Annotated in this window: 22 protein-coding genes; 19 read left to right on the top strand and 3 right to left on the bottom strand. The window is 71.1% G+C overall.

Translation table 11 applies throughout. The features are described 5' to 3' along the window. The first annotated feature begins 62 nt into the window (after window positions 1-62). The 8 genes from ruvC to QSK45_RS25600 all read left to right on the top strand — a co-directional run bounded on the left by ruvC (window position 63) and on the right by QSK45_RS25600 (window position 9,439). A complete protein-coding gene (gene ruvC / locus QSK45_RS25565) occupies window positions 63-602 on the top strand; it encodes a crossover junction endodeoxyribonuclease RuvC (protein WP_285560803.1) in 540 nt (179 codons plus the stop codon). Beyond that, window positions 599-1,204: a Holliday junction branch migration protein RuvA gene (gene ruvA, locus QSK45_RS25570; protein WP_285560804.1), complete on the top strand. Its 606-nt coding sequence runs from the start codon at window positions 599-601 to the stop codon at window positions 1,202-1,204. The genes ruvC and ruvA overlap by 4 nt, the downstream gene beginning before the upstream one ends. Before the next feature lie 27 nt (window positions 1,205-1,231). Then, entirely contained in the window at window positions 1,232-2,326 is a 1,095-nt protein-coding gene (ruvB, locus tag QSK45_RS25575) for a Holliday junction branch migration DNA helicase RuvB (RefSeq protein ID WP_285560805.1), read from the top strand. Between the two features lie 193 nt (window positions 2,327-2,519). Further along, window positions 2,520-3,026 (top strand): preprotein translocase subunit YajC, encoded by a 507-nt coding sequence (gene yajC, locus QSK45_RS25580; RefSeq protein WP_285560808.1) that lies wholly within the window; start codon window positions 2,520-2,522, stop codon window positions 3,024-3,026. Between the two features lie 145 nt (window positions 3,027-3,171). Continuing rightward, window positions 3,172-4,950 (top strand): protein translocase subunit SecD, encoded by a 1,779-nt coding sequence (gene secD / locus QSK45_RS25585; RefSeq protein ID WP_285561055.1) that lies wholly within the window; start codon window positions 3,172-3,174, stop codon window positions 4,948-4,950. A 3-nt stretch (window positions 4,951-4,953) separates the two neighbouring features. Beyond that, the gene (secF, locus tag QSK45_RS25590) at window positions 4,954-6,054 is read left to right on the top strand and encodes a protein translocase subunit SecF (protein ID WP_285560810.1); all 1,101 of its coding nucleotides are present in this window, start codon (window positions 4,954-4,956) and stop codon (window positions 6,052-6,054) included. Beyond that, a complete protein-coding gene (locus QSK45_RS25595; protein ID WP_285560812.1) occupies window positions 6,051-6,590 on the top strand; it encodes an adenine phosphoribosyltransferase in 540 nt (179 codons plus the stop codon). Before secF ends, QSK45_RS25595 begins: the two co-directional genes overlap by 4 nt. Window positions 6,591-6,898: 308 nt before the next feature. Next, window positions 6,899-9,439, top strand: coding sequence for a RelA/SpoT family protein (locus QSK45_RS25600; protein ID WP_285560814.1), 2,541 nt, complete (start codon window positions 6,899-6,901; stop codon window positions 9,437-9,439). A gap of 91 nt (window positions 9,440-9,530) precedes the next feature. Here the strand turns inward: QSK45_RS25600 and QSK45_RS25605 are convergent, their stop codons facing one another. Together QSK45_RS25605 and QSK45_RS25610 are read right to left on the bottom strand one after the other, a co-directional pair. Next, complete coding sequence (locus tag QSK45_RS25605; protein WP_285560816.1) at window positions 9,531-10,760, bottom strand: DUF349 domain-containing protein; 1,230 nt, start codon at window positions 10,758-10,760, stop codon at window positions 9,531-9,533. Window positions 10,761-10,904: 144 nt separating this feature from the next. Further along, complete coding sequence (locus QSK45_RS25610) at window positions 10,905-11,729, bottom strand: peptidylprolyl isomerase (protein WP_285560818.1); 825 nt, start codon at window positions 11,727-11,729, stop codon at window positions 10,905-10,907. A gap of 181 nt (window positions 11,730-11,910) precedes the next feature. On the opposite strand from QSK45_RS25610, the gene QSK45_RS25615 reads away from it, so the two are divergent. The 5 genes from QSK45_RS25615 to rpsD all read left to right on the top strand — a co-directional run bounded on the left by QSK45_RS25615 (window position 11,911) and on the right by rpsD (window position 17,539). Beyond that, entirely contained in the window at window positions 11,911-12,618 is a 708-nt protein-coding gene (locus tag QSK45_RS25615; protein ID WP_285560819.1) for an MBL fold metallo-hydrolase, read from the top strand. 14 nt (window positions 12,619-12,632) lie between these two features. Next, window positions 12,633-13,895: a histidine--tRNA ligase gene (hisS, locus tag QSK45_RS25620; RefSeq protein ID WP_285560821.1), complete on the top strand. Its 1,263-nt coding sequence runs from the start codon at window positions 12,633-12,635 to the stop codon at window positions 13,893-13,895. A gap of 635 nt (window positions 13,896-14,530) precedes the next feature. After that, window positions 14,531-15,184, top strand: a complete 654-nt coding sequence (locus QSK45_RS25625; protein ID WP_285560823.1) for a vitamin K epoxide reductase family protein — start codon at window positions 14,531-14,533, stop codon at window positions 15,182-15,184. Window positions 15,185-15,263: 79 nt separating this feature from the next. Continuing rightward, on the top strand, window positions 15,264-16,619 hold the full coding sequence (locus QSK45_RS25630) for a replication-associated recombination protein A (protein WP_285560825.1): 1,356 nt from the start codon (window positions 15,264-15,266) through the stop codon (window positions 16,617-16,619). Between the two features lie 305 nt (window positions 16,620-16,924). After that, a complete protein-coding gene (gene rpsD, locus QSK45_RS25635) occupies window positions 16,925-17,539 on the top strand; it encodes a 30S ribosomal protein S4 (protein ID WP_070030068.1) in 615 nt (204 codons plus the stop codon). Between the two features lie 208 nt (window positions 17,540-17,747). Here rpsD and QSK45_RS25640 read toward each other — a convergent pair whose 3' ends face one another. Beyond that, window positions 17,748-19,883, bottom strand: a complete 2,136-nt coding sequence (locus QSK45_RS25640; RefSeq protein WP_285560831.1) for an ATP-binding protein — start codon at window positions 19,881-19,883, stop codon at window positions 17,748-17,750. A gap of 161 nt (window positions 19,884-20,044) precedes the next feature. Here QSK45_RS25640 and QSK45_RS25645 point away from each other — a divergent pair, with 161 nt between their 5' ends. From QSK45_RS25645 to QSK45_RS25670, 6 genes are all read left to right on the top strand, one after another. Next, complete coding sequence (locus tag QSK45_RS25645; RefSeq protein ID WP_285561057.1) at window positions 20,045-20,491, top strand: DUF948 domain-containing protein; 447 nt, start codon at window positions 20,045-20,047, stop codon at window positions 20,489-20,491. 9 nt (window positions 20,492-20,500) lie between these two features. Then, on the top strand, window positions 20,501-20,860 hold the full coding sequence (locus QSK45_RS25650) for a hypothetical protein (RefSeq protein ID WP_285560833.1): 360 nt from the start codon (window positions 20,501-20,503) through the stop codon (window positions 20,858-20,860). After that, on the top strand, window positions 20,860-23,532 hold the full coding sequence (gene alaS / locus QSK45_RS25655; RefSeq protein ID WP_285560835.1) for an alanine--tRNA ligase: 2,673 nt from the start codon (window positions 20,860-20,862) through the stop codon (window positions 23,530-23,532). The genes QSK45_RS25650 and alaS overlap by 1 nt, the downstream gene beginning before the upstream one ends. 45 nt (window positions 23,533-23,577) lie before the next feature. Beyond that, window positions 23,578-24,042: a Holliday junction resolvase RuvX gene (ruvX, locus tag QSK45_RS25660; protein ID WP_285560838.1), complete on the top strand. Its 465-nt coding sequence runs from the start codon at window positions 23,578-23,580 to the stop codon at window positions 24,040-24,042. 121 nt (window positions 24,043-24,163) lie between these two features. Beyond that, window positions 24,164-25,855 (top strand): endolytic transglycosylase MltG, encoded by a 1,692-nt coding sequence (mltG, locus tag QSK45_RS25665; RefSeq protein WP_285560839.1) that lies wholly within the window; start codon window positions 24,164-24,166, stop codon window positions 25,853-25,855. Continuing rightward, a complete protein-coding gene (locus tag QSK45_RS25670) occupies window positions 25,836-26,675 on the top strand; it encodes a shikimate dehydrogenase (protein ID WP_285560841.1) in 840 nt (279 codons plus the stop codon). The genes mltG and QSK45_RS25670 overlap by 20 nt, the downstream gene beginning before the upstream one ends. The last annotated feature ends 5 nt before the right edge of the window (window positions 26,676-26,680 follow it).

The following is a 26,680-nucleotide window of genomic DNA, read 5'->3' on the forward strand; positions in this document are numbered from 1 at the left end:
CCTTGTCGGTGGCACCCGATAGCCTGCACAAACAGGTGATCGAGCGCTCAAGGGGAGGGACCGTGCGGGTACTGGGGGTGGACCCGGGGCTGACCCGGTGCGGGGTCGGCGTGGTCGAGGGGGTCGCCGGCCGCCCGCTCACCCTGATCGGCGTCGGTGTCGTCCGCACCCCCGCGGACGCCGAACTCAGCGACCGGCTGCTCGCCGTCGAACAGGGCATCGAGGAGTGGCTGGACGAGCACCGGCCCGAGTTCGTCGCCGTGGAGCGCGTCTTCAGCCAGCACAATGTGCGCACCGTGATGGGCACCGCCCAGGCCAGCGCCGTCGCCATGCTGTGCGCCGCCCGCCGCGGCATCCCCGTCGCGCTGCACACCCCCAGCGAGGTCAAGGCCGCCGTCACCGGCTCGGGCCGCGCCGACAAGGCGCAGGTCGGCGCCATGGTCACCCGGCTGCTCCGGCTCGCCGCGCCCCCCAGACCCGCCGACGCCGCCGACGCCCTCGCCCTCGCCATCTGCCACATCTGGCGCGCCCCCGCCCAGAACCGGCTCCAGCAGGCCCTCGCCCTGCACACCGCCCACGCAACGAAAGGCCGTACGGCATGATCGCCTTCGTCAGCGGCACGGTCGCCGCGCTCGCCCCCGACGCCGCGGTGGTGGAGGTCGGCGGCGTCGGCATGGCCGTCCAGTGCACCCCGGACACCCTCTCCACGCTCCGCGTCGGACAGCCCGCCAAGCTGCACACCTCCCTGGTCGTGCGCGAGGACTCGCTGACCCTGTACGGCTTCGCGGACGACGACGCCCGCCAGGTCTTCGTCCTGCTCCAGACCGCCAGCGGCGTCGGCCCCCGCCTCGCCCAGGCCATGCTCGCCGTGCACAGCCCGGACGCGCTGCGCCGCGCCGTCGCCACCGGGGACGAGAAGGCCCTCACCGCGGTCCCCGGCATCGGCAAGAAGGGCGCCCAGAAGCTGCTCCTCGAACTGAAGGACCGTCTCGGCGCGCCCGTCGGCGCCCCCGCGGTCGGCGCCCCGGTCACCCAGGGCTGGCGCGACCAGCTGCACGCGGCCCTCATCGGGCTCGGCTACGCCACCCGCGAGGCCGAGGAGGCCGTGTCCGCCGTGGCCCCCCAGGCCGAGGCGGCGGGCGGCACCCCGCAGGTCGGCCAGCTCCTGAAGGCCGCCCTGCAGACCCTGAACCGAGCCCGCTGACCCCCACCCTTTGTTGAGGCACACCACATGAACTGGGACGACACGGCCGACACACCCGCCGACGAGCGGCCGCCCGTACCCCCCGCGGAGCGGCTGGTGGGCTCCGCCGCCGATCGCGAGGACCAGGCCGTCGAGGCAGCCCTGCGCCCCAAGGACCTCGGCGAGTTCATCGGCCAGGAGAAGGTCCGCGAGCAGCTCGACCTGGTGCTGCGCGCGGCCCGCGCCCGCGGCGCCACCGCCGACCACGTGCTCCTCTCCGGCGCCCCCGGCCTCGGCAAGACCACCCTGTCGATGATCATCGCGGCCGAGATGGGCGCCCCCATCCGCATCACCTCGGGACCCGCCATCCAGCACGCCGGCGACCTCGCCGCGATCCTCTCCTCTCTCCAGGAGGGCGAGGTCCTCTTCCTGGACGAGATCCACCGCATGTCCCGGCCCGCCGAGGAGATGCTCTACATGGCGATGGAGGACTTCCGCGTCGACGTCATCGTCGGCAAGGGCCCCGGCGCCACCGCCATCCCCCTCGAACTGCCCCCGTTCACCCTGGTCGGCGCCACCACCCGGGCCGGACTGCTGCCGCCCCCGCTGCGCGACCGCTTCGGCTTCACCGCGCACATGGAGTTCTACGAGCCCCGCGAACTGGAGCGCGTCGTGCACCGCTCCGCGCAGCTCCTGGACGTCGGCATCGAGACGGAGGGCGCCGCCGAGATCGCCGGACGCTCCCGCGGCACCCCCCGCATCGCCAACCGCCTGCTGCGCCGCGTCCGCGACTACGCGCAGGTCAAGGCCGACGGCGTGATCACCCGCGAGATCGCCGCGGCCGCCCTCGCCGTCTACGAGGTCGACGCGCGGGGCCTGGACCGGCTGGACCGCGCCGTCCTGGAGGCGCTGCTGAAGCTCTTCGCCGGCGGACCCGTCGGCCTGTCCACGCTCGCCGTCGCGGTGGGGGAGGAGCGGGAGACCGTCGAGGAGGTGGCCGAACCCTTCCTGGTACGAGAGGGACTGCTGGCCCGCACCCCGCGCGGCCGCGTCGCCACCCCCGCCGCCTGGACACACCTCGGTCTCACCCCGCCCGGCGCCGCCACGTCGGGAAACGGACAACAGGACCTGTTCGGGACGTGACACCTCCGGCACCGGATGCGCCGCCCACTCGAGCGGTGGCCCGGTGCGGAACCCAGGTGCCATGCTGAGCGTTGTTCCATGTGCGCGGACTCGCTTAGACTCCGCCGATGCCGCCCTTGCGGGCGGCGCCGACACACCCCCATCCCCGAAAAGGCCGCTGTCCGTCGCGGTCGCGCGAAGGAAATCCCGTCCCGTGAATGCCTATACCCTTCTCCCGTTCATCGTGCTCATCGCGGCCATGTTCCTGATGACGCGCTCTGCCAAGAAGAAGCAGCAGCAGGCCGCCCAGATGCGCAACGAGATGCAGCCCGGCTCCGGTGTCCGCACGATCGGGGGAATGTACGCGACGGTCAAGGAAGTCAACGAGGACACCGTGCTCCTCGACGCCGCCCCCGGCGTGGACCTCCTCTTCGCGAAGAACGCGATCGGCGCCGTCCTCACCGACGACGAGTACAACCGCATCGTGCACGGCATCGAGCACGACCTGAAGTCCGACGCCGACATCGTCCCGGACGACGCCTCCTCCCTCACCGAGACCGACGAGACCGACGGATCTGCCGCCGCTGCCGCCGCCTCCGACGACAAGATCGACCTCGGTAAGAAGGACGCCGACGAGGACGCCGCCGACGGGTCCGAGTCCGGCGCGGCCACGACGGAGGACCAGCCGAAGAAGACCGACGGCGACTCCGACGCGAAGTAGTCACGCCCCGGTGGTACGCGAGACGGCATAATCACGCCCCGCGCACCGCCGGGCGCGTCTGTTTCCCGCACGGGGAGCCCGACACCATGTCATGGCCGCCGAGCGCCGACCGGGCGCCGAGCGGCCCGAGAGGGAGTACGAGAAGGTGGCAGCACCTAAGAAGGGCCGGAGCGCGAGCGCCCAGAGCAAACCAGGGCGCTCACTGGCCCTCATCCTGATCGCCATCGTGGCGCTCACCGGAGGGATGTTCGTCTCCGGGCACACCACTCCGCGTCTCGGCATCGACCTCGCCGGTGGTACGAGCATCACGCTCAAGGCGAAGGCCGACCAGGGGTCCGCGATCAACAAGGCCAACATGGACACCGCGGTCGACATCATGAACCGCCGTGTCAACGGCCTCGGCGTCTCCGAGGCGGAGGTGCAGACCCAGGGAACCGACAACATCATCGTCAACATCCCGCGGGGCACCAACTCCAAGGAGGCCCAGCAGCAGGTCGGCACCACCGCCAAGCTCTACTTCCGCCCCGTGCTGGCGAGCGAGCCCAGCGGCGCCGCGGCCAGCCCCTCGCCGAGCGGCTCCCCGACCGTCGGCTCCTCGCCCAAGCCGGGCTCCAGCTCCTCGCCGAGCGCCTCCTCCTCGCAGAAGGCATCCTCGCCCGGCACCGCGTCCCCCACGGCCTCCGCGACCACCCAGGGCCGCGCGGTCACCGACGCTCTCAAGGCGGGCTCCAGCCCCTCGCCGAGCGCGACGCCCACCGGTGGTTCCTCCCCGAAGCCGACCCCCTCGGCCTCCGGCGGCACGGACACCGCCAAGCTCCAGGCCGCGTTCACCGCCCTGGACTGCTCCAAGCCCGACGACCGCGCCAAGGCCGGCAACAACGCCAAGCCCGGCGACCCCACCATCGCCTGCGGCAAGATCGGCAAGGGCTACTACAAGTACCTGCTCGGCCCCGCCGCCGTGGACGGCACCGAGGTGAAGAAGGCCCAGGCGGTCTTCGACACCCAGGGCGCCTCCGGCTGGCAGGTCCAGATGACCTTCAACTCCACGGGCGCCAAGAAGTTCGCCGACATCACCGGCCAGCTGGCCAAGAACCAGGCCCCGCAGAACGAGTTCGGCATCGTCCTGGACGGCGAGGTCGTCTCCAGCCCGTACGTCAGCCTGGCCATCACCGGCGGCCAGGCGGAGATCTCCGGCAGCTTCACGCAGCAGGACGCGCAGAGCCTCGCCAACATGCTGTCGTACGGCGCCCTGCCGCTGTCCTTCCAGGAGCAGTCCGTCACCACCGTGACCGCCGCGCTCGGCGGTGAGCAGCTGCACGCGGGCCTGCTCGCCGGCGCCATCGGCCTCGCCCTGGTCGTGATCTACCTGGTGGTCTACTACCGCGGCCTGTCGCTGGTCGCCATGGCCTCCCTCGTGGTCTCCGCGATCCTCACGTACGTGATCATGTCGCTGCTCGGCCCGGCCATCGGCTTCGCGCTGAACCTGCCGGCCGTCTGCGGTGCCATCGTGGCCATCGGCATCACCGCCGACTCGTTCATCGTCTACTTCGAACGCATCAGGGACGAGATCCGCGAGGGCCGCTCGCTGCGACCCGCCGTCGAGCGTGCCTGGCCGCGCGCCCGGCGCACCGTCCTGGTCTCCGACTTCGTGTCGTTCCTCGCCGCCGCGGTGCTGTTCATCGTGACCGTCGGCAAGGTCCAGGGCTTCGCGTTCACGCTGGGTCTGACCACCGTGCTCGACGTGGTCGTCGTCTTCCTGTTCACCAAGCCGCTGATGACCCTGCTGGCCCGCCGCAAGTTCTTCGCGAACGGCCACAAGTGGTCCGGCCTGGACCCGAAGAGCCTCGGTGGCAAGCCGCCGCTGCGCCGCACCCGCCGTCCCGCCGGTCCCGCCGCCGGCCCTGTCGACCCGAAGGAGGCATGAGCGATGTCGAAACTCGGCTCCCTCGGCGCCCGGCTGCACCGCGGCGAGATCAGCTACGACTTCGTCGGCAAGCGCAAGATCTGGTACGGCGTCTCGATCCTCATCACCATCACGGCCATCCTCGGTCTGGCGGTGCGCGGCCTGAACATGAGCATCGACTTCCAGGGCGGTGCCGTCTTCACCACGCCGAACCACATGAGCACCTCGGTCGCCCAGGCGGAGACGTACGCCAGGGACGCCTCCGGCCACCAGGCCGTCGTGCAGAAGCTCGGCAACGGCAGCCTGCGCATCCAGATCGCCGGCGTGGACACCGCCAAGTCCGACCAGATCAAGCAGACCCTCGCCAAGGACCTGAACCTCAACCCCGAGAAGCTCGCCGCCGACCTGGTCGGCCCGAGCTGGGGCCAGGAGATCGCCAACAAGGCCTGGGAGGGCCTGGCGATCTTCATGGTGCTCGTCGTGATCTACCTGGCCATCGCCTTCGAGTGGCGCATGGCCGTCGCGGCCCTGGTCGCCCTGATCCACGACATCACCATCACGACCGGTATCTACGCCCTGGTCGGCTTCGAGGTCTCGCCCGGCACCATCATCGGTCTGCTGACGATCCTCGGTTACTCGCTCTACGACACGGTCGTCGTCTTCGACAGCCTCAAGGAGCAGACGAAGGACATCACCAAGCAGACCCGCTTCACCTACAGCGAGATCGCCAACCGTTCGATCAACGGCACCCTGGTCCGCTCGATCAACACCACGGTCGTCGCCCTGCTGCCGGTCGCCGGTCTGCTCTTCATCGGCGGCGGCTTCCTCGGCGCCGGCGACCTGAACGACATCTCGCTGTCGCTGTTCGTCGGCCTCGCGGCCGGCGCCTACTCCTCGATCTTCATCGCCACCCCGCTCGTCGCCGACCTCAAGGAGCGCGAGCCCGCGATGAAGGCGCTCACCAAGCGGGTCATGGCCAAGCGCGCCCAGGCCGCTTCGGAGGACGGTCCCGTCACCGCCGGTGGCGATGACGCCGAGGACGCCGCGCCCGCCGTGGTCGGCCCGCGCAACCAGTCCGTCTCCCGCGGCCGGGGCCGCGGCCGTCAGGCGGGCAAGCGCCGATGACCGACATCCAGGAGCTGCTGCTCAGCCGCATTCGCGACGTCGCGGACTACCCGGAGCCGGGCGTGATGTTCAAGGACATCACCCCGCTGCTGGCGGACCCCGCCGCGTTCACCGCCCTGACCGACACCCTCGCGGGCATCGCCGCGAGCACGGGCGCCACCAAGATCGTCGGTCTGGAGGCCCGGGGCTTCATCCTCGGCGCCCCCGTCGCCGTCCGCGCGGGCCTGGGCTTCATCCCGGTCCGCAAGGCCGGCAAGCTGCCCGGGGCCACCCTGGGCCAGGCCTACGACCTGGAGTACGGCTCGGCCGAGATCGAGGTGCACGCCGAGGACCTGTCCTCCGGCGACCGCGTCCTGATCGTGGACGACGTGCTGGCCACCGGCGGCACCGCCGAGGCGGCCATCCACCTCATCCAGCGCGCCGGTGCCGACGTCGCGGGCCTCGCCGTCCTGATGGAGCTCGGCTTCCTCGGTGCCCGCACCCGCCTGGAGCCCACCCTCGCCGGAGCCCCCCTGGAGGCCCTCCTCCAGGTGTGACCCGGCCTACCCCGCAACGCCCTACGGCCGCCCCGGCACCCGCCCGGGGCGGCCGTAGGGCGTCTCCCCACCGCGGACCCGCCCTCGCCGACGCGGTCCGTGCGGTGTCTCCCCGGCCGGAACCGCCCCCACCGGTTCCGCCGGGCATCACTTTTCGGCCACCTCCCCGGAATCCCCCGTGCATCCCAGGCGTTACAGGGGTAGTCGGTCCCTACGGTCCGCCTGCGGACGATCCGCGGCGGCGGGATCGCTACCATGGGGTCTCCGGAGCCTGACCGGGGGACCCGGAACGTGCACGAGGAGCCCTCTTGCCAGACGAGGCCCAGCCACTGACCGCCGCCAAGCCCGAGCCCGCCTCGGCGCCCGCGGCCAAGCCCGCGCCGAACGTGTCGACCGCGAAGAACGACACCCGCGGGGCGGTCGAGCACGCCCCGTCCGCCTCCGTCGAGAAGCCCGCCGAGGTCTCCCGTCCCAAACCGGCGGTCCCCGCCGAGCGTCCCGCCCAGCCCCCCGTCGTGCGCCCGCCCGCCGTGCAGCCCGGCCGCACCGGCTCCTCGAGCCGCGTCCGCGCCCGCCTGGCCCGCCTCGGCGTCCAGCGCGCGAACCCGTACAACCCGGTCCTGGAACCGCTGCTGCGGATAGTGCGCAGCAACGACCCGAAGATCGAGAACTCCACCCTCCGCCAGATCGAGCGCGCCTACCAGGTCGCCGAGCGCTGGCACCGCGGCCAGAAGCGCAAGAGCGGCGACCCGTACATTACGCACCCGCTCGCCGTCACCACCATCCTCGCCGAGCTGGGCATGGACCCGGCCACGCTCATGGCGGGCCTGCTGCACGACACCGTCGAGGACACCGAGTACGGACTCGACCAGCTGCGCCGCGACTTCGGCGACACCGTGGCCCTCCTCGTCGACGGCGTCACCAAGCTGGACAAGGTGAAGTTCGGCGAGGCGGCGCAGGCCGAGACCGTGCGCAAGATGGTCGTCGCCATGGCCAAGGACCCGCGCGTCCTGGTCATCAAGCTCGCCGACCGCCTGCACAACATGCGCACCATGCGCTATCTCAAGCGAGAGAAGCAGGAGAAGAAGGCGCGCGAGACCCTGGAGATCTACGCGCCGCTCGCCCACCGCCTGGGCATGAACACCATCAAGTGGGAACTGGAGGACCTCGCCTTCGCGATCCTCTACCCCAAGATGTACGACGAGATCGTCCGGCTGGTGGCCGAACGGGCGCCCAAGCGCGACGAGTACCTCGCCATAGTGACCGACGAGGTCCAGTCCGACCTGCGCGCGGCCCGCATCAAGGCGACCGTCACCGGCCGCCCGAAGCACTACTACAGCGTCTACCAGAAGATGATCGTCCGCGGCCGCGACTTCGCGGAGATCTACGACCTGGTGGGCATCCGCGTCCTGGTCGACACCGTCCGCGACTGCTACGCCGCCCTCGGCACCGTGCACGCGCGATGGAACCCGGTCCCCGGCCGGTTCAAGGACTACATCGCGATGCCCAAGTTCAACATGTACCAGTCGCTGCACACCACGGTGATCGGTCCCAACGGCAAGCCCGTCGAACTGCAGATCCGCACCTTCGACATGCACCGCCGCGCCGAGTACGGCATCGCCGCGCACTGGAAGTACAAGCAGGAGGCCGTCGCCGGCGCCTCCAAGGTGCGCACCGACGCGCCGAGGACGGCAGGCAAGGACAAGGACGCCATCAACGACATGGCGTGGCTGCGGCAGTTGCTGGACTGGCAGAAGGAGACCGAGGACCCGGGCGAGTTCCTGGAGTCCCTGCGCTTCGACCTCTCCCGCAACGAGGTCTTCGTCTTCACCCCCAAGGGCGACGTCATAGCGCTCCCTGCGGGCGCCACCCCGGTGGACTTCGCCTACGCGGTGCACACCGAGGTCGGCCACCGCACCATAGGAGCGCGGGTCAACGGCCGCCTCGTACCGCTCGAATCGACCCTGGACAACGGCGACCTGGTCGAGGTCTTCACTTCCAAGGCGACCGGCGCCGGGCCCTCCCGCGACTGGCTCGGCTTCGTCAAGTCGCCCCGGGCGCGCAACAAGATCCGCGCCTGGTTCTCCAAGGAGCGCCGGGACGAGGCGATCGAGCAGGGCAAGGACGCCATCGTGCGGGCCATGCGCAAGCAGAACCTGCCGATCCAGCGCATCCTGAACGGCGACTCCCTGATCACGCTCGCCCACGAGATGCGGTACTCGGACATCTCCGCCCTGTACGCGGCGATAGGCGAGGGCCATGTCTCCGCGCAGAACATCGTGCAGAAGCTGGTACAGGCCCTCGGCGGCGAGGAGGCCGCCACCGAGGAGATCGACGAGTCCGTCCCGCCGTCCCGCGGCCGCGGCCGCAAGCGCCGCTCCAGCGCGGACCCCGGTGTCGTGGTCAAGGGCGTCGACGACGTGTGGGTCAAGCTGGCCCGCTGCTGCACCCCGGTGCCCGGCGACCCGATCATCGGCTTCGTCACCCGCGGCAGCGGCGTCTCCGTGCACCGCAGCGACTGCGTCAACGTGGAGTCGCTGTCCCGGGAGCCGGAGCGCATCCTCGACGTCGAGTGGGCGCCCACGCAGTCCTCGGTCTTCCTGGTCGCCATCCAGGTCGAGGCCCTGGACCGCTCCCGGCTGCTGTCGGACGTCACCCGCGTGCTGTCCGACCAGCACGTCAACATCCTCTCGGCCGCCGTCCAGACCTCCCGCGACCGCGTCGCCACCTCCCGCTTCACCTTCGAGATGGGTGACCCCAAGCACCTCGGCCACGTCCTGAAGGCCGTACGGGGCGTGGAGGGCGTGTACGACGTCTACCGCGTGACCTCCGGACGCAGCCGGTCGTAACCGCCAGCACCGCCCGGGAAGCCGGCTTCGGAAGACAGGGAAAGGGCCCCGTACGCGCGTACGGGGCCCTTTCACACCGGCATCGGGAGAATCAGCCGCCGAACTCGTGCAGGCCCTTCAGAGCCTGGTCCAGGAGTGCCTGGCGGCCCTCCAGTTCCTTCTGCAGCTTGTCGGCCTTCGCGGTGTTGCCCTGGGCGCGGGCCTGTTCGATCTGCGCCACCAGCTTGTCCACGGCGGCCTGGAGCTGACCGGTCAGACCCTCGGCACGCGCACGCGCCTCCGGGTTCGTGCGGCGCCACTCGGCCTCCTCGGCCTCCTGGATCGCCCGCTCGACCGCGTGCATCCGGCCCTCGACCTTCGGCCGCGCGTCCCTGGGGACGTGGCCGATGGCCTCCCAGCGCTCGTTGATCGAACGGAAGGCGGCACGGGCGGCCTTCAGATCGCCGATCGGCAGGAGCTTCTCGGCCTCCTCGGCCAGCTCCTCCTTGAGCTTCAGGTTCTCCGCCTGCTCCGCGTCCCGCTCGGCGAACACCGAGCTGCGCGCCGCGAAGAACACGTCCTGGGCGCCGCGGAAGCGGTTCCACAGGTCGTCCTCGTGCTCGCGCTGGGCGCGGCCCGCGGCCTTCCACTCCGACATCAGATCGCGGTAACGGGCCGCCGTCGGACCCCAGTCCGTGGAACCGGACAGCGCCTCGGCCTCGGCGACCAACCGCTCCTTGATCCGGCGGGCGTCCTCGCGCTGCGCGTCCAGCTGTGCGAAGTGCGCCTTGCGGCGCTTGGAGAACGCCGACCGGGCGTGCGAGAAGCGGTGCCACAGCTCGTCGTCGGACTTGCGGTCCAGACGCGGCAGCCCCTTCCAGGTGTCCACCAGCGCCCGCAGCCGCTCACCCGCGGCCCGCCACTGGTCGGACTGCGCGAGCTGCTCCGCCTCGACGACCAGGTCCTCCTTGGCCTTGCGGGCCTCGTCGGACTGCTTGGCCCGCTGGGCCTTGCGCTCCTCGCGGCGCGCCTCGACCGTCTCCACGAGCTTGTCCAGCCGACCGCTCAGCGCCGCCAGGTCGCCGACCGCGTGGTGCGCGTCCACCTGCTCGCGCAGGTGGCCGATGGCGGTCTGGGCGTCCTTCGCCGACAGGTCGGTGGTCCGCACTCGCTTCTCGAGGAGGCCGATCTCGACAACCAGGCCCTCGTACTTGCGCTCGAAGTAGGCCAGCGCCTCCTCAGGGGAGCCGGCCGCCCAGGATCCGACGACCTGCTCGCCGTCGGCCGTACGCACGTACACGGTCCCCGTCTCGTCGACGCGGCCCCACGGGTCGCTGCTCACAGCGCCTCCTCCACATGATGCCTGCGGGGTGCCTCAGCGCCCCCGGGCATCCACCACAGTTTCGTCACGGCCAACATAGGCGACCAGCGGGTTCCCTGTCCGCATCCAGCGCGACCGAAATTCCGCCGACGGCCTTGACCGCCCTCAGGACTTGGCGACCGTCGCCTTGTTGATCACAACGGTCGCGTTCGGGGCACCGTCACCCTGGCCGGTGCTCTCGCCGGCCGCCGCGATCTTGTCCAGCACCTTCATGCCGGACGCGGAGATCGTGCCGAACGGGGTGTACTGGGGCGGCAGCGGGCTGTCCTTGTAGACCAGGAAGAACTGGCTGCCACCGGTGTGCTTCTGGCCGGTGTTGGCCATCGCCACGGTGCCCGCCGGATACGTGTTCTTCTTCAGGCTCGAATCCTTCAGGTTCTCGTCCGGCAGCGTGTAGCCGGGACCGCCCATGCCGGTGCCCTGCGGGTCGCCGCACTGGAGCACGTAGATGCCCTGCGTGGTCAGGCGGTGGCACTTCGTGTGGTCGAAGAAGCCCTTGCCCGCGAGGAAGTCGAAGGAGTTGACCGTGTGCGGGGCCGCCGACGTCTTCAGCGCGATCGGGATGTCACCGCACGTCGTCGCGAGGTCCAGCGTGTACTTCGCCGACGTGTCGATCGACATCGCCGGCTCCTTCTTCCAGCTGAGCTTCTGCACCGAGCCCGCGGCCGGCTTCCGGCACGGGTCCGGCGCCTTGCTCGGCTTCGCGGACGCGCTCGGCGTGGTCTTGGCGCTCGCGTCGGTCTTCTTGTCGTCGCCTCCCAGCACGTGGGTCGTGTACAGCGCCACACTGCCGATCACGATCACGCCCAGTACCGACGCGATCGCGGAGTTGCGCACACGGGCCTTGCGCCGCGACTCGGTGCGCCGCTGCTGCTGCCGCAAGAACTTCTCCCGGGCGAGCTGACGCCGCCGCTGCTCCTGGCTGACCACCGGGTTCTCTCCTCATGCGTGTCGTGTGTCGAGCGGTACGCGTGCGTCCTCGTGGGCCGACCACTGCGTGTAGCCCCGTACCGTATATGGGTTCGCTGAGGAAACGGCAGCGCCGGTAGGCTCTGAGTGCGGCCGAGGCCGCCTTGTCACCGCCTGTCAACCGATGAAACGAAGGACGATCGTGCTCATTGCCGGGTTCCCCGCCGGGGCCTGGGGGACGAACTGCTACCTCGTCGCCCCCGCCGCCGGTGAGGAGTGCGTGATCATCGACCCGGGCCACCAGGCCGCCGAGGGAGTCGAGGAGACGCTGAAGAAGCATCGGCTCAAGCCCGTCGCGGTCGTCCTCACCCATGGCCACATCGACCATGTGGCCTCGGTCGTCCCCGTGTGCGGCGCCCATGACGTCCCCGCCTGGATCCACCCCGAGGACCGCTTCATGATGAGCGACCCGGAGAAGGCGCTCGGCCGCTCCATCGGCATGCCCCTCATGGGCGAGCTGACCGTGGGCGAGCCCGACGACGTCAGGGAACTGGCCGACGGCGCGCGGCTGGAGCTGGCCGGACTGGAGTTCTCCGTCGCGCACGCGCCGGGCCATACCAAGGGGTCGGTGACCTTCCGGATGCCCGAGAGCGCCGACGTCCCGTCGGTGTTCTTCTCCGGGGATCTGCTGTTCGCCGGCTCCATCGGACGCACCGACCTGCCGGGCGGATCCATGGCGGACATGCTCGGGTCGCTGGCACGGGTGTGCCTGCCGCTCGACGACTCCACCGTGGTCCTGTCCGGCCACGGCCCCCAGACGACCATCGGCCGCGAGCGCGCCACCAACCCCTATCTGCGGGAAGTGGCCGCCGGCCAGGGAGCCCCCGCGGCTCCCCGACGAGGAATGTGACGAGAGAGCTTCCCGTGAGCACCTTCCAGGCCCCCAAGGGCACCTACGACCTGATCCCGCCGGACTCGGCCACGTACCTCGCGGTCCGTGAGGCGATCGCCGCTCCGCTGCGCAACTCCGGCTACGGCTACATCGAGACCCCCGGTTTCGAGAACGTCGAGCTGTTCGCGCGCGGCGTCGGCGAGTCAACCGACATCGTGACCAAGGAGATGTACGCCTTCGAGACCAAGGGCGGGGACAAGCTCGCCCTGCGCCCCGAGGGCACGGCCTCCGTGCTGCGCGCGGCCCTGGAGGCCAACCTGCACAAGACCGGCAACCTCCCGGTCAAGCTCTGGTACTCGGGCTCGTACTACCGCTACGAGCGCCCGCAGAAGGGCCGTTACCGCCACTTCTCCCAGGTGGGCGCCGAGGCGATCGGCGCGGAGGACCCGGCACTCGACGCCGAGCTGATCATCCTGGCCGACCAGGCGTACCGCTCGCTGGGCCTGCGCAACTTCCGCATCCTGCTCAACAGCCTGGGCGACAAGGAGTGCCGGCCGGTGTACCGGGCCGCGCTCCAGGACTTCCTGCGCGGCCTCGACATCGACGAGGACACACGCCGGCGCGCCGAGATCAACCCGCTGCGCGTCCTCGACGACAAGCGCGAGTCCGTCCAGAAGCAGCTCACCGGCGCCCCGCTGCTGCGCGACTACCTGTGCGACGCGTGCAAGACGTACCACGAGGAGGTCCGCGAGCTGATCACCGCGGCGGGCGTGGCCTTCGAGGACGACCCGAAGCTGGTCCGCGGCCTGGACTACTACACCCGCACCACCTTCGAGTTCGTGCACGACGGCCTCGGCTCGCAGTCCGCGGTGGGCGGCGGCGGCCGCTACGACGGCCTGTCCGAGATGATCGGCGGCCCCGCGCTGCCCTCCGTCGGCTGGGCCCTCGGCGTCGACCGCACGGTCCTCGCGCTGGAGGCCGAGGGCGTGGAGCTGGACATCCCCGCCAGCACCTCCGTCTACGCCGTCCCGCTCGGCGAGGAGGCCCGGCGCGTCCTGTTCGCCAAGATCACCGAGCTGCGCAAGGTGGGCATCGCGGCGGACTTCGCCTACGGCGGCAAGGGCCTCAAGGGCGCGATGAAGAGCGCCAACCGCAGCGGCGCGCGCTACGCCCTCGTCGCCGGTGAGCGCGACCTCGCCGAGGGCGTCGTCCAGCTCAAGGACATGCGGTCCGGCGAGCAGACGGCGATCGGCGTCAACGAGATCGTGGCGGAGCTGGAGTCGCGGCTCGGCTAGCGGCACGACGCAAGGGAAGGGCGCCGGGGATCTCCCCGGCGCCCTTCCCGCTGCTCAGGCAGTCCGCGCCGCGGGGTGTGGGCGGGCATCTTCGGGCACGCACCCGGGCCGCCGCCTCGGCGGCGAGCAGGAGCGCGGCGTGCTGAACGGAACCCGCCCGGTCCCCGCCCGCGAAGCCGGTGACCGACCGGCATTCGGTGGGCGCACTCGTCAACCCGGTGGGTGCCGGTTCGTCCTGCCGGTCGATTCCGATCGGGGACCGCCCGGCGCGGCCGCCCGGCGCCGGGTCCGTTTCGGACGCCGGGACCTCGCTTCTGGGGGAACCGGTCGGCCTGGAGGACCCCACCGGGGTGTGCCCGCCCGCGTCCGAGCAGGCCGGACGCCACCCGCCGCCGGATGCCGAGATCCCCGCCCGTCCACCGCCACGTCCCCCGACCGCCCGCGCGGTCCCCGTGCGTTCACCCCGAATTCGTTCACGTGTGCTGTCATGGCCTTGATGCGCCGGCACGAACCCCACGCTCCGTGACCATCGGGCGGAACGGGTTGGGTCCGCCGAACGGTGGACACACAGGAGGGTGCGGCACAATGGCCGGTGCCCGAAGATGGTCCAACTCTCAAGTGACGGAATCGGCGTGATGAGCAAGACGACAGTCAACGACGTCTCCGCGGTGCCCGGTCCCGACCGCCCCGCCGACGCCCGTACGGCGGGCGGCAGCCGCGCCTTCGCCCTGATGCTGGTCATCACCGGCGCGGCCGGACTGCTGGCCGCCTGGGTGATCACGCTCGACAAGTTCAAGATCCTCGAGTACAAGGTCGCGGGCAAGACCTTCACCCCGGGGTGCAGCGTGAACCCGGTGGTCTCCTGCGGCAGCGTGATGGAGAGCAAGCAGGCCGCCGTCTTCGGCTTCCCCAACCCGATGCTCGGCCTGGTCTGCTACGGCGTCGTGATCTGCGTCGGCATGAGCCTGCTGACCCGCGCCCGCTTCCCGCGCTGGTACTGGCTGACGTTCGACTTCGGCACCCTCTTCGGCGTCTGCTTCGTCACCTGGCTGCAGTTCGAGTCCCTGTACCGGATCAACGCCCTGTGCCTGTGGTGCTCGCTCGCCTGGGTCGCCACGATCACCATGTTCTGGTACGTCACCTCGTTCAACGTCCGCAACGGCTTCCTGCCCGCCCCGCGCTGGCTGCGCTCCTTCTTCGGCGAGTTCACGTGGGTGCTCCCGGTCACCCACTGCGGCATCATCGCCATGCTGATCCTGACCCGCTGGGGCAGCCAGCTCTGGGCCTGAGCCCTCGCCCGCGGCCCGGCCCACCGCCCGGCCCCGGGCGGCGGGCCGGATTGTCGGTGCCGTGTCTTAGGGTTTCAGCGTGGAACCCGACCTCTTCACCGCAGCAGCCGAGGAACGCCAGGAGAAGGACCCGGCGGCCAGTCCCCTGGCGGTGCGGATGCGCCCGCGCACGCTCGACGAGGTCGTGGGCCAGCAGCACCTGCTCAAGCCCGGTTCGCCCCTGCGCCGCCTGGTCGGCGAGGGCTCCGGCGGCCCCGCCGGACCGTCCTCGGTGATCCTGTGGGGCCCGCCCGGCACCGGCAAGACGACCCTCGCGTACGTCGTCTCCAAGGCCACCAACAAGCGCTTCGTGGAGCTGTCCGCGATCACCGCGGGCGTCAAGGAGGTGCGCGCCGTCATCGACGGCGCCCGCCGCGCCGCCGGCGGCTTCGGCACCGAGACCGTCCTCTTCCTGGACGAGATCCACCGCTTCAGCAAGGCCCAGCAGGACTCCCTGCTGCCCGCCGTCGAGAACCGCTGGGTCACCCTGATCGCGGCCACCACCGAGAACCCCTACTTCTCGGTGATCTCCCCGCTGTTGTCCCGCTCCCTGCTGCTCACCCTCGAACCCCTCACCGACGACGACATCCGCGGCCTGCTCCGCCGCGCCCTGGACGCCGAGCGCGGCCTGAAGGGCGCGGTCACCCTCCCCGAGGACACCGAGGACCACCTGCTGCGCATCGCCGGCGGCGACGCCCGCCGCGCCCTGACCGCGCTGGAGGCCGCCGCCGGGGCCGCACTCGACCAGGGCGAGAGCGAGATCTCCCTCGCGACCCTCGAACAGACCGTGGACCGCGCGGCGGTGAAGTACGACCGCGACGGCGACCAGCACTACGACGTCGCCAGCGCCCTCATCAAGTCCATCCGCGGCTCCGACGTGGACGCGGCCCTGCACTACCTCGCCCGCATGATCGAGGCCGGCGAGGACCCCCGGTTCATCGCCCGGCGCCTGATGATCTCCGCCAGCGAGGACATCGGCCTGGCCGACCCGAACGCGCTGCCCATCGCGGTCGCCGCCGCCCAGGCCGTCGCCATGATCGGCTTCCCCGAGGCGGCGCTGACCCTCAGCCACGCCACCATCGCCCTCGCGCTCGCCCCGAAGTCCAACTCCGCGACGACCGCGATAGGCGCCGCCCTGGAGGACGTGCGCAAGGGCCTCGCGGGCTCGGTGCCCCCGCATCTGCGCGACGGTCACTACAAGGGCGCCGCCAGACTCGGCCACGCGCGGGGGTACGTGTATCCGCACGACCTGCCCGAGGGCATCGCCGAGCAGCAGTACGCCCCGGACGCGCTGAAGGACCGCGAGTACTACGCGCCGAGCCGGCACGGCGCCGAGGCGCGGTACGCGGACGCGGTCGACTGGACCCGCAAGCACCTCGGTCGCAGACGGTCCTGAGCAGCCTGTAGAATGCTCCGAAGCGCCCAGTCCCGTGCCGTCAGAGCGGGACAGCGGGCCGGAGATCCCGTCCTCCCGGGGACGGACTCCAGGAGCGTCGCGCACCGTCGATCGGTGTCGCGGGCAGCCCACCACCACCCGGAGCCCGGGAGCGGTCGGTGGGCCACTCGCGTGCTGCACGTATGTGCCCAGACCAGGGAAGCGGCTGCCCGGCAGGTCCCGTGGGGACCAGCGGGTTTTCCCGGCTGCGGATGCGACCTCCCGAAACCCTGGCAAGCCGAACACTACGAAACGAGATTGAGACAGTGGCGAACCAGTCCCGCCCCAAGGTCAAGAAGTCGCGTGCCCTCGGCATCGCGCTGACCCCGAAGGCCGTCAAGTACTTCGAGGCCCGCCCCTACCCGCCGGGTGAGCACGGCCGCGGCCGCAAGCAGAACTCGGACTACAAGGTCCGTCTGCTGGAGAAGCAGCGCCTGCGCGCTCAGTACGACATCTCCGAGCGCCAGCTGGTCCGCGCCTACGAGCGTGCGTCCAAGGTCCAGGGCAAGACCGGTGAGGCCCTGATCGTGGAGCTGGAGCGCCGCCTCGACGCGCTGGTCCTGCGTTCGGGTCTCGCCCGCACGATCTACCAGGCCCGCCAGATGGTCGTCCACGGCCACATCCAGGTCAACGGCCAGAAGGTCGACAAGCCGTCCTTCCGCGTCCGTCCGGACGACGTCGTGCAGGTCCGCGACCGCTCCAAGGACAAGACGCTCTTCCAGATCGCCCGTGAGGGTGGCTTCGCCGCGGACGGCGAGACCCCGCGCTACCTCCAGGTGAACCTCAAGGCCCTGGCGTTCCGCCTGGACCGCGAGCCGAACCGCAAGGAGATCCCGGTGATCTGCGACGAGCAGCTCGTCGTCGAGTACTACGCCCGCTGATCCCAGCCCCGGCGCAGCACCGCACTCCGGCCCGCCGTCTTCCCCGTCCCGCTGGGCGGAGAGGCGGCGGGTCCGCGTTTTCCCGGCCTGGCCGGGCCGGCGCCGACCGCGGGTTCGCGTTGTGCGGGCCGGTACCGGAGAGGCGGCGGGCCCGCACGGGTGCGCCCCGGTCGCGCCCCCGCCCCGTCGCGCCCCGCCCGCGTCCGTCCTACCGCTGCTTCCCGGCCTCGCAGCCCCCGCCCGTCCTCACCGCGTCCCACCGCGACACCCCCCGGGGCGCCGGCACCGAGGCCGGCGGTCGTGCCCCGTCCCGGCCCAGCGCCCGGCCCACCGCGGCCTCCCGGTCCAGGCGCGCTCCGCGTCGTACGCACTCCTCGTAACGGGCGTCGCCCAGCGCCTCGCGGGCGGTCGTCTCGCACTGTGCGTGCGGGGCGCTGTAGTGCGCCGAGCCGAAGAGGGGGAGACCCACCGAGAGCCAGGAACGGGCGGCCGCGCCCTGGAGGAGGGCGGCCTCGGCGGCGTCCCCCTCGGCCGCCGTCACCAGGGCGAGGAGTTCGAGGGAGAGGACCGAGCCGAGCAGGTCGTCGAAAGCGTGGGCGTTGCGCAGGCAGTCGGTCAACAGCTCCCGGGCGCGTGCCGGGGCGCCGTCCCGCCAGGCCGCGTACGCCAGCACGTACAGCGCGTACGACCGCGCCCAGCGCTCCCCGTGCTCCTCGCACACCCGGCGCACGTCCTCGCACAGCCGCACCGCGTCCGGCAGGTCCCCCTGGAAGGCTCGTGCCATCGCCAGCTCGACCCGCCCCATGAGCACGTTGCTGTTCAGCTCGCCGATCTCCCCGTAGCGGGCGAGTGCCGACCGCAGCAGCGTTTCTGCACGCGGCAGGTCGTCCGTCACCAGCGCCAGACAGCCGGTGCGGTGCTCGGCGTACGCCACCGCCAGCGGGTCGGCCGCCCGCTCCGCCCGCTCCCGGCACGCGCGCAGCGCCTCCCGCGCCGGCCCGCGGTCGCCCTGGAGCACCGCCACATAGCCGAGCACCCACAGCGCCTTGAGCCGGGACCGCTCGTACCCCGACTCCAGGGCCGCGCTCCGCTCCAGCCAGCGCCGCCCCTCCGCGAGCCGTCCGCAGCCCACCCAGCAGAACCACAGCGACCCCGCGAGGTACTGGCCGAGATGCGCCTCCTCGGGCTGGGTGAGGCAGAACTCCAGCGCGGCCCGCAGGCTGGGCAGCTCCACGGCCACCCGCGCCGCCACCTCCCGCTGCCGGGGCGAGAACCACTCCTGCTCGCACCAGGTCGCCAGCCCCAGGAACCAGTCCCGGTGCCGCCGGCGCAGCCGGGCCGCGTCCCCGGTCGCCTCCAGCCAGCCGGCTCCGTAGGCCCGCACGGTGTCGAGCATCCGGTAGCGCGACCCCGCCGGGGTCTCCTCACGGGTGATCACCGACTGGGCCACCAGCTCGCAGAGCACGTCGAGGACGTCCGGTTCGGGCAGTCCGTCCCCGCTGCACACGTACTCGACCGCCTCCAGGTCGAAGGTCCCCGCGAACACCGTGAGCCGCGCCCACAGCAGCCGCTCGGACGGGGTGCACAGCTCATGGCTCCAGCCGATCGCCGTGCGCAGCGTCTGGTGCCGGGGCAGCACGTCGCGGCCGCCGCCGGTCAGCAGCCGGAACCGGTCGTCCAGGCGGTCCAGCAGCTGCGCGGGGGACAGGGCCCGCAGCCGCCCCGCAGCCAGCTCCAGTGCCAGCGGGATGCCGTCCAGGCGTCGGCACAGCTCCCGCACCTCGGGACCGTCGGACACCGGGACCCCCTGCTCCCGGGCCCGGTCGGTGAACAGCTCCACCGCCTCGTCCGCGCCGAGCGGCGCCAGCGGGAACAGCCGCTCGCCCGCCAGGCCGAGCGGCCGCCGGCCCACCGCCAGCACCCGCAGCTCGGGCAGCTTGCGCAGCAGCTCCGAGACCAGCTCGGCCGTGGCGTCCACCAGGTGCTCGAACCCGTCGAGGACCAGCAGCACCGGGCGCCCGGCCAGCTGCTCCGGCACCGTCTCGCGCGGCGCCCGCGTGGTGTGGTCGGTGAGCCCGAGGGCCTCCGCCACCTCGTACTCCACGAACTCGGGGTCGTGCGCCGTCGCCAGTTCCACCCAGCCGTGCGCCGTCTCCCCGTCCGCGGCGACCCGCGCGGCCAGCCGGGACTTGCCCACGCCGCCGGCCCCGGTCACGGTCACCAGCCGGGCCGACCGCAGTGCCGCGGCGAGCCCCGCCGCCTCCGCCGTACGTCCGACGAATCCGGTCAGTTCGAGGGGCCGCCCGCCGTCGGCGAAAGGTTCTGGGCACTGAGGACCTCGCATGGGACACGGAGCGTACTGAACCGTGTTCGTTCCGTACAATCGCTTCCCGCGACTCCACCGCTCGCGCGGGAAACCGGTACGGAGCGTCCGCCCCGGCGCGATAGGCTCGGGACACGACTTTTCCGATGCTCAGGCACGTTTTCAGGGAGCGGGTGCGCACAGTGTCCGGTGGCGAGGTGGCCGGGATCCTGGTGGCCGTCTTCTGGGCGATCCTGGTCTCCTTCCTCGCGGTGGCTCTCGTGAGGCTGGCCCAGACGCTCAAGGCGACCACCAAGCTCGTGGCGGACGTGACCGACCAGGCCGTCCCGCTGCTCGCGGACGCCTCCCAGGCCGTGCGCTCCGCGCAGACCCAGATCGACCGGGTCGACGCGATCGCCACCGACGTCCAGGAGGTCACCTCGAACGCCTCCGCCCTGTCGACCACCGTCGCCTCCACCTTCGGCGGCCCGCTGGTCAAGGTCGCGGCCTTCGGCTACGGCGTCCGCCGGGCGCTCGGCGGCCGCCGGGCGGAGGACGTGCCCGAGAAGTCGCCCCGGCGTACCGTGATCGTGGGTCGCACGGTCCCCGCCGCACGACGCAAGCGCAACCTCCGCGGGAAGAGGGACTGAGACCGAGCCATGTTCCGCCGTACGTTCTGGTTCACCACCGGCGTCGCCGCCGGCGTCTGGGCCACCGCCAAGGTCAACCGCAAGCTGCGGCAGCTGACCCCCGAGAGCCTGGCCGCGACCGCGGCCGACAAGGCCCTGGAGACCGGACAGCGCCTGAAGGACCGCGCGGTCGGTTTCGCGCTCGACGTCCGCGACAACATGGCCCAGCGGGAGCACGAGCTCCAGGAGGCCCTCGGCATCCGGGAGGACCCCGGACTCCCCGCCCCCCGGCGGCTCGCCGCCATCGAGTACACCCCGAGCACCGACCGCACCCACCCGAAGTACATCGAATCCCCGATGCACTCGTACAACCGGAATGAGGACCACTGATGGAGTCGGCCGAGATTCGCCGCCGCTGGCTGAGCTTCTTCGAGGAGCGCGGGCACACCGTCGTCCCTTCGGCGTCGCTCATCGCGGACGACCCGACTCTGCTCCTCGTCCCCGCCGGCATGGTGCCCTTCAAGCCCTACTTCCTGGGCGAGGTCAAGCCGCCGTTCCAGCGCGCCACCAGCGTGCAGAAGTGCGTGCGCACGCCCGACATCGAAGAGGTCGGCAAGACCACCCGCCACGGCACGTTCTTCCAGATGTGCGGCAACTTCTCCTTCGGCGACTACTTCAAGGAAGGCGCCATCAAGTACGCCTGGGAGCTGCTCACCAGCTCCCGGGACAAGGGCGGTTACGGGCTCGACCCCGAGCGCCTGTGGATCACCGTCTACCAGGACGACGACGAGGCCGAGCAGATCTGGCACGAGGTCGTCGGCGTGCCCAAGGAGCGCATCCAGCGCCTGGGCAAGAAGGACAACTTCTGGTCCATGGGCGTCCCCGGCCCCTGCGGCCCGTGCTCCGAGATCAACTACGACCGCGGCCCCGAGTTCGGCGTCGAGGGCGGCCCGGCCGTCAACGACGAGCGGTACGTGGAGATCTGGAACCTCGTCTTCATGCAGTACGAGCGGGGCGAGGGCACCGGCAAGGACGACTTCGAGATCCTCGGCGACCTGCCCAGCAAGAACATCGACACCGGCCTCGGTCTCGAGCGCCTCGCCATGATTCTGCAGGGCGTGCAGAACATGTACGAGATCGACACCTCGATGGCCGTCATCGAGAAGGCCACCGAGCTGACCGGCGTCCGCTACGGCGACGCCCACGACTCGGACGTCTCCCTGCGCGTGGTCACCGACCACATGCGCACGTCCGTGATGCTCATCGGCGACGGCGTCACCCCGGGCAACGAGGGCCGCGGCTACGTGCTGCGCCGCATCATGCGCCGCGCCATCCGCAACATGCGCCTGCTCGGTGCCACCGGTCCGGTGGTCAAGGACCTCATCGACACCGTGATCGGCATGATGGGCCAGCAGTACCCGGAGCTGGTGACCGACCGCGAGCGCATCGAGAAGGTCGCCCTGGCCGAGGAGAACGCCTTCCTGAAGACGCTGAAGGCGGGCACCAACATCCTGGACACCGCCGTCACCGAGACCAAGCAGTCCGGTGGTTCCGTCCTGTCCGGCGAGAAGGCCTTCCTGCTCCACGACACCTGGGGCTTCCCGATCGACCTCACCCTGGAGATGGCCGCCGAGCAGGGCCTGTCCGTGGACGAGGAGGGCTTCCGGCGCTTGATGAAGGAGCAGCGGGAGCGCGCCAAGGCCGACGCCCAGGCCAAGAAGACCGGCCACGCCGACCTCGGTGCCTACCGCCAGATCGCCGACAGCGCCGGTGCCACCGACTTCATCGGCTACACCGACACCGAGGCCGAGTCCACCGTCGTCGGCCTGCTGGTCGACGGCGTCTCCTCGCCGGCCGCCTCCGAGGGCGACGAGGTCGAGGTCGTCCTGGACCGCACCCCGTTCTACGCCGAGGGCGGCGGCCAGATCGGCGACACCGGCCGCATCAGGATCGACTCCGGCGCCGTGATCGAGATCCGCGACTGCCAGAAGCCGGTCCCGGGTGTCTACGTCCACAAGGGCGTGGTCCAGGTCGGCGAGGTGACGGTCGGTGCCAAGGCCCACGCCTCCATCGACAACCGCCGCCGCAAGGCCATCGCCCGCGCCCACTCGGCCACCCACCTCACCCACCAGGCCCTGCGCGACGCCCTCGGCCCGACGGCCGCCCAGGCCGGTTCCGAGAACCAGCCCGGCCGCTTCCGCTTCGACTTCGGTTCGCCGTCCGCCGTGCCGACGGCCGTGATGACCGACGTCGAGCAGAAGATCAACGAGGTGCTGGCCCGCGACCTCGACGTGCGCGCCGAGGTCATGGGCATCGACGAGGCCAAGAAGCAGGGCGCCATCGCCGAGTTCGGCGAGAAGTACGGCGAGCGGGTCCGCGTGGTGACCATCGGCGACTTCTCCAAGGAGCTGTGCGGTGGCACGCACGTGCACAACACCGCCCAGCTGGGCCTGGTGAAGCTGCTCGGCGAGTCCTCCATCGGCTCGGGTGTGCGCCGCATCGAGGCCCTGGTCGGCGTGGACGCCTACAACTTCCTCGCCCGTGAGCACACGGTCGTCAACCAGCTGACCGAGCTGCTCAAGGGCCGCTCGGAGGAACTGCCGGAGAAGGTCTCCGCCATGCTCGGCAAGCTGAAGGACGCCGAGAAGGAGATCGAGAAGTTCCGCGCCGAGAAGGTGCTCCAGGCCGCCGGTGGTCTCGCCGAGTCCGCCAAGGACGTGCGGGGCATCGCCCTGGTCACCGGCCAGGTGCCGGACGGCACCACGCCGGACGACCTGCGCAGGCTGGTCCTCGACGTGCGTGGCCGCATCCAGGGCGGCCGGGCCGCCGTGGTCGCCCTGTTCACCGTGAACAACGGCAAGCCGCTGACGGTCATCGCCACCAACGAGGCCGCTCGCGAGCGTGGCCTGAAGGCCGGTGACCTGGTGCGTACGGCCGCCAAGACCCTCGGCGGCGGCGGCGGCGGCAAGCCGGACGTCGCCCAGGGCGGCGGCCAGAACCCGGCCGCCGTCGGCGAGGCCGCCGAGGCCGTCGAGCGTCTCGTCGCCGAGACGGCCAAGTGACGGGCGAGACCGCCAGCTGATCTCCGAGTAAGGAAACGGTCGGAAATGCGCAGAGGACGTCGGCTTTCGATCGACGTCGGGGACGCCCGGATCGGGGTCGCCTCGTGCGACCCCGACGGGATCCTCGCCACCCCGGTGGAGACGGTCCCCGGCCGGGACATCCCCGCCGCCCACCGCCGGTTGCGTCAACTGGTGGCGGAGTATGAGCCGATCGAGGTAGTCGTCGGTCTCCCTCGCTCCCTCAAGGGGGGCGAGGGCCCGGCCGCCGTCAAGGTCCGTGCCTTCGCGCAGGAGCTGGCCAAGGGCATCGAACCGGTGCCGGTCCGCCTCGTGGACGAGCGGATGACGACCGTGACGGCCAGTCAGGGGCTGCGGGCCTCGGGCGTGAAGTCCAAGAAGGGCCGGGCCGTCATCGACCAGGCCGCGGCCGTGATCATCCTGCAGCAGGCCCTCGAATCCGAACGGGTGTCAGGCAAGGCACCTGGCGAGGGCGTCGAAGTGGTCATCTGATCGCGATACGGTAACGTTCCGCGCGATGCGGCGGCGTTCGAACAGCCGACGCACAGCAAGAGGCGGAGCGGAAGCCGGCCCCCGGCCGCGTGACCGTCGGCCTCGCGGCTCTAGGGGATCGATGACTGAGTATGGCCGGGGCCCAGGCTCCGAACCGTGGCATCCGCAGGACCCGTTGTACGGGGACGGCGGATGGGAAGGGCAGCAGGCGTACGCCGGGCATCAGGCTGCCTACGGCGGCCGGTCGCAGCAGCAGTACCCCCAGCAGCCGCAGTACGGCGACTGGTCGCAGGGCCAGCAGCCGGGGTACGACGGTCAGCAGTACCCGTACTACGGTGACCAGGGACATCCTCAGTACGACCCCCAGTACCACGGGCAGCACCCGCAGTATCCCCAGCAGCCGGACCACTCCGGCCACCAGGGCGGCTGGGACGCGACCGGCACCCACGGCCAGGTGCCCTACGCGGCCGACCCGGGCGACCCCTACGGGCAGCACCCCGTGGCGTACGGCGCGGAGCAGCCCGACCTCTACGGCACCGAGGACGCCTATCCGCCGCCGGAGCCGCCCGGCCGCAGGCGCCCCGAGGCCGAACCCGAGCCGGACCCGGTCGCCGACGACGAGGAGGAGCACGCCTTCTTCGCGGGCGGCGGCGAGGACGACGAGGAGGAGCACGAGCTGGCCGGCCGCCGGGAGCGGCGCACCGGCAAGGGCAGAAAACCCGTCAAGGCCAAGAAACGGCGTACCGGCTGCGCCTGCATGGTCGTCGTCCTGGTCTTCGGCGGTGGCCTCGGCGGAGTCGGGTACTACGGCTACAAGTTCTACCAAAATCGTTTCGCCCCGGCCCCGGACTACGCGGGCGAGGGCACAGGCGAGACGGTGACCGTGGAGATCCCCAAGGGCGCCGGCGGCTGGGACATCGGGCGGCGGCTGAAGGAGGCCGGTGTCGTCAAGAGCGCCGAGGCCTTCGTGCACGCCCAGGGCACGACACCGGGCGGCGACTCGATCCAGGCCGGCGCCTATCTCCTGAAAAAGGAGATGTCCGCGGCCAGCGCCGTGCGCATGATGCTCGACCCGAAGAGCCAGAACAATGTGATCGTGACGCCGGGTGAGCGCAATGTCGCCGTTTACCAGGCCATCGACAAGAAGCTCGAGATCTCCGCCGGCAGCACCGAGAAGATCGCGAAGAAGGAGTACCGGGACCTCGGTATGCCTGCCTGGGCGCGGAACAGCCCCGAGGCGAAGGACCCGCTGGAGGGATTCCTCTTCCCTGGCACCTATCCGGCCGCCAAGGGAATGAAGCCGGACGCGATCCTCAAGCAGATGGTGGCCCAGGCCAAGGAGCGGTACGCCGCCTACGGCCTGGACGCGAAGGCCAGGTCGCTGGGCCTGCACGACGCTTTCGAGCTGGTCACGGTCGCGAGCCTGGTGCAGGCGGAGGGCAAGACCCACGACGACTTCCGCAAGATGGCCGAAGTGGTCTACAACCGTCTCAAGCCCACCAACACCGAGACGAACCAGCTGCTGCAGTTCGACTCGACGTACAACTACGCCAAGGGCACCAGCAACATCCATATCTCCGAGAAGGAGATCAACAGCAACCAGAGCCCGTACAACACGTACACCCACAAGGGCCTTCCGCCCGGTCCCATCGGAAACCCCGGCGAGGACGCGATCAAGGCGACGCTGAGTCCGACCCACGACGGCTGGATCTATTTCGTGGCGACCGACGGTACGACCAATACCGAATTCGCCCGTACCTACGAAGAATTCAAGCAGCTCAAGGAAAAGTTCAATGCCAGCTCGGGCAACTGACGCCCGCCGGGCCGCCGTACTCGGAAAGCCCATCGCCCACTCGCTCTCCCCGGTGCTGCACCGGGCGGCCTACGAGGAACTGGGACTCGCAGGCTGGTCGTACGACCGTTTCGAGGTCGACGAGGCCGCGTTGCCCGCCTTCTTCCGGGGGCTCGGGCCCGAGTGGGCGGGGTTGTCGCTGACCATGCCGTTGAAGCGGGCGGTCATCCCGCTGCTGGACGAGATCAGCGATACGGCCGCCGCCGTCGACGCCGTCAACACGGTGGTGTTCGACGCGGACGGCCGTAAGCGCGGGGACAACACCGACATCCCTGGCATGGTGGCCGCCCTGCGCGAACACGGGATCGAACAGGTGGGGTCCGCCGCGATCCTCGGTGCCGGCGCCACCGCCTCCTCGGCGCTCGCCGCCCTGTCCCGCGTCTGCACCGGCGAGGTCGTCGCCTACGTGCGCAGCGAGCCCCGCGCCGAGGAGATGCGCCAGTGGGGCCGCCGCCTGGAGGTGGACGTCCGCACGGCCGACTGGTCGGACGCGGCCGAGGCCCTGCGCGCCCCGCTGGTGATCGCCACCACCCCCGCCGGCACCACCGACGCCCTCGCCGCCGCCGTACCCGAACGCCCCGCCACCCTCTTCGACGTGCTCTACGAGCCCTGGCCCACCGAGCTGGCGGCCCGCTGGTCCATGTACGGCGGAGCCGTCGTCGGCGGCCTCGACCTGCTGGTCCACCAGGCCGTCCTCCAGGTCGAACAGATGACCGGGCTCGCCCCGGCGCCGCTGGAGGCCATGCGCAGGGCCGGGGAACAGGCGCTCGCCGCCCGCTGACCTTC

The sequence above is a fragment of the Streptomyces hygroscopicus subsp. hygroscopicus genome (assembly GCF_030269125.1).
Classification (GTDB): domain Bacteria; phylum Actinomycetota; class Actinomycetes; order Streptomycetales; family Streptomycetaceae; genus Streptomyces; species Streptomyces hygroscopicus_C.

Coding starts and splice junctions, on each gene's coding strand:
- ruvA (WP_285560804.1), top strand. CDS start 599: ATGATCGCCTTCGTCAGCGGCACGGTCGCCGCGCTCGCCCCCGACGCC.
- ruvB (WP_285560805.1), top strand. CDS start 1,232: ATGAACTGGGACGACACGGCCGACACACCCGCCGACGAGCGGCCGCCC.
- secF (WP_285560810.1), top strand. CDS start 4,954: ATGTCGAAACTCGGCTCCCTCGGCGCCCGGCTGCACCGCGGCGAGATC.
- QSK45_RS25595 (WP_285560812.1), top strand. CDS start 6,051: ATGACCGACATCCAGGAGCTGCTGCTCAGCCGCATTCGCGACGTCGCG.
- QSK45_RS25625 (WP_285560823.1), top strand. CDS start 14,531: ATGAGCAAGACGACAGTCAACGACGTCTCCGCGGTGCCCGGTCCCGAC.
- QSK45_RS25640 (WP_285560831.1), bottom strand. CDS start 19,883: ATGCGAGGTCCTCAGTGCCCAGAACCTTTCGCCGACGGCGGGCGGCCC.
- QSK45_RS25650 (WP_285560833.1), top strand. CDS start 20,501: ATGTTCCGCCGTACGTTCTGGTTCACCACCGGCGTCGCCGCCGGCGTC.
- alaS (WP_285560835.1), top strand. CDS start 20,860: ATGGAGTCGGCCGAGATTCGCCGCCGCTGGCTGAGCTTCTTCGAGGAG.
- ruvX (WP_285560838.1), top strand. CDS start 23,578: ATGCGCAGAGGACGTCGGCTTTCGATCGACGTCGGGGACGCCCGGATC.
- mltG (WP_285560839.1), top strand. CDS start 24,164: ATGACTGAGTATGGCCGGGGCCCAGGCTCCGAACCGTGGCATCCGCAG.
- QSK45_RS25670 (WP_285560841.1), top strand. CDS start 25,836: ATGCCAGCTCGGGCAACTGACGCCCGCCGGGCCGCCGTACTCGGAAAG.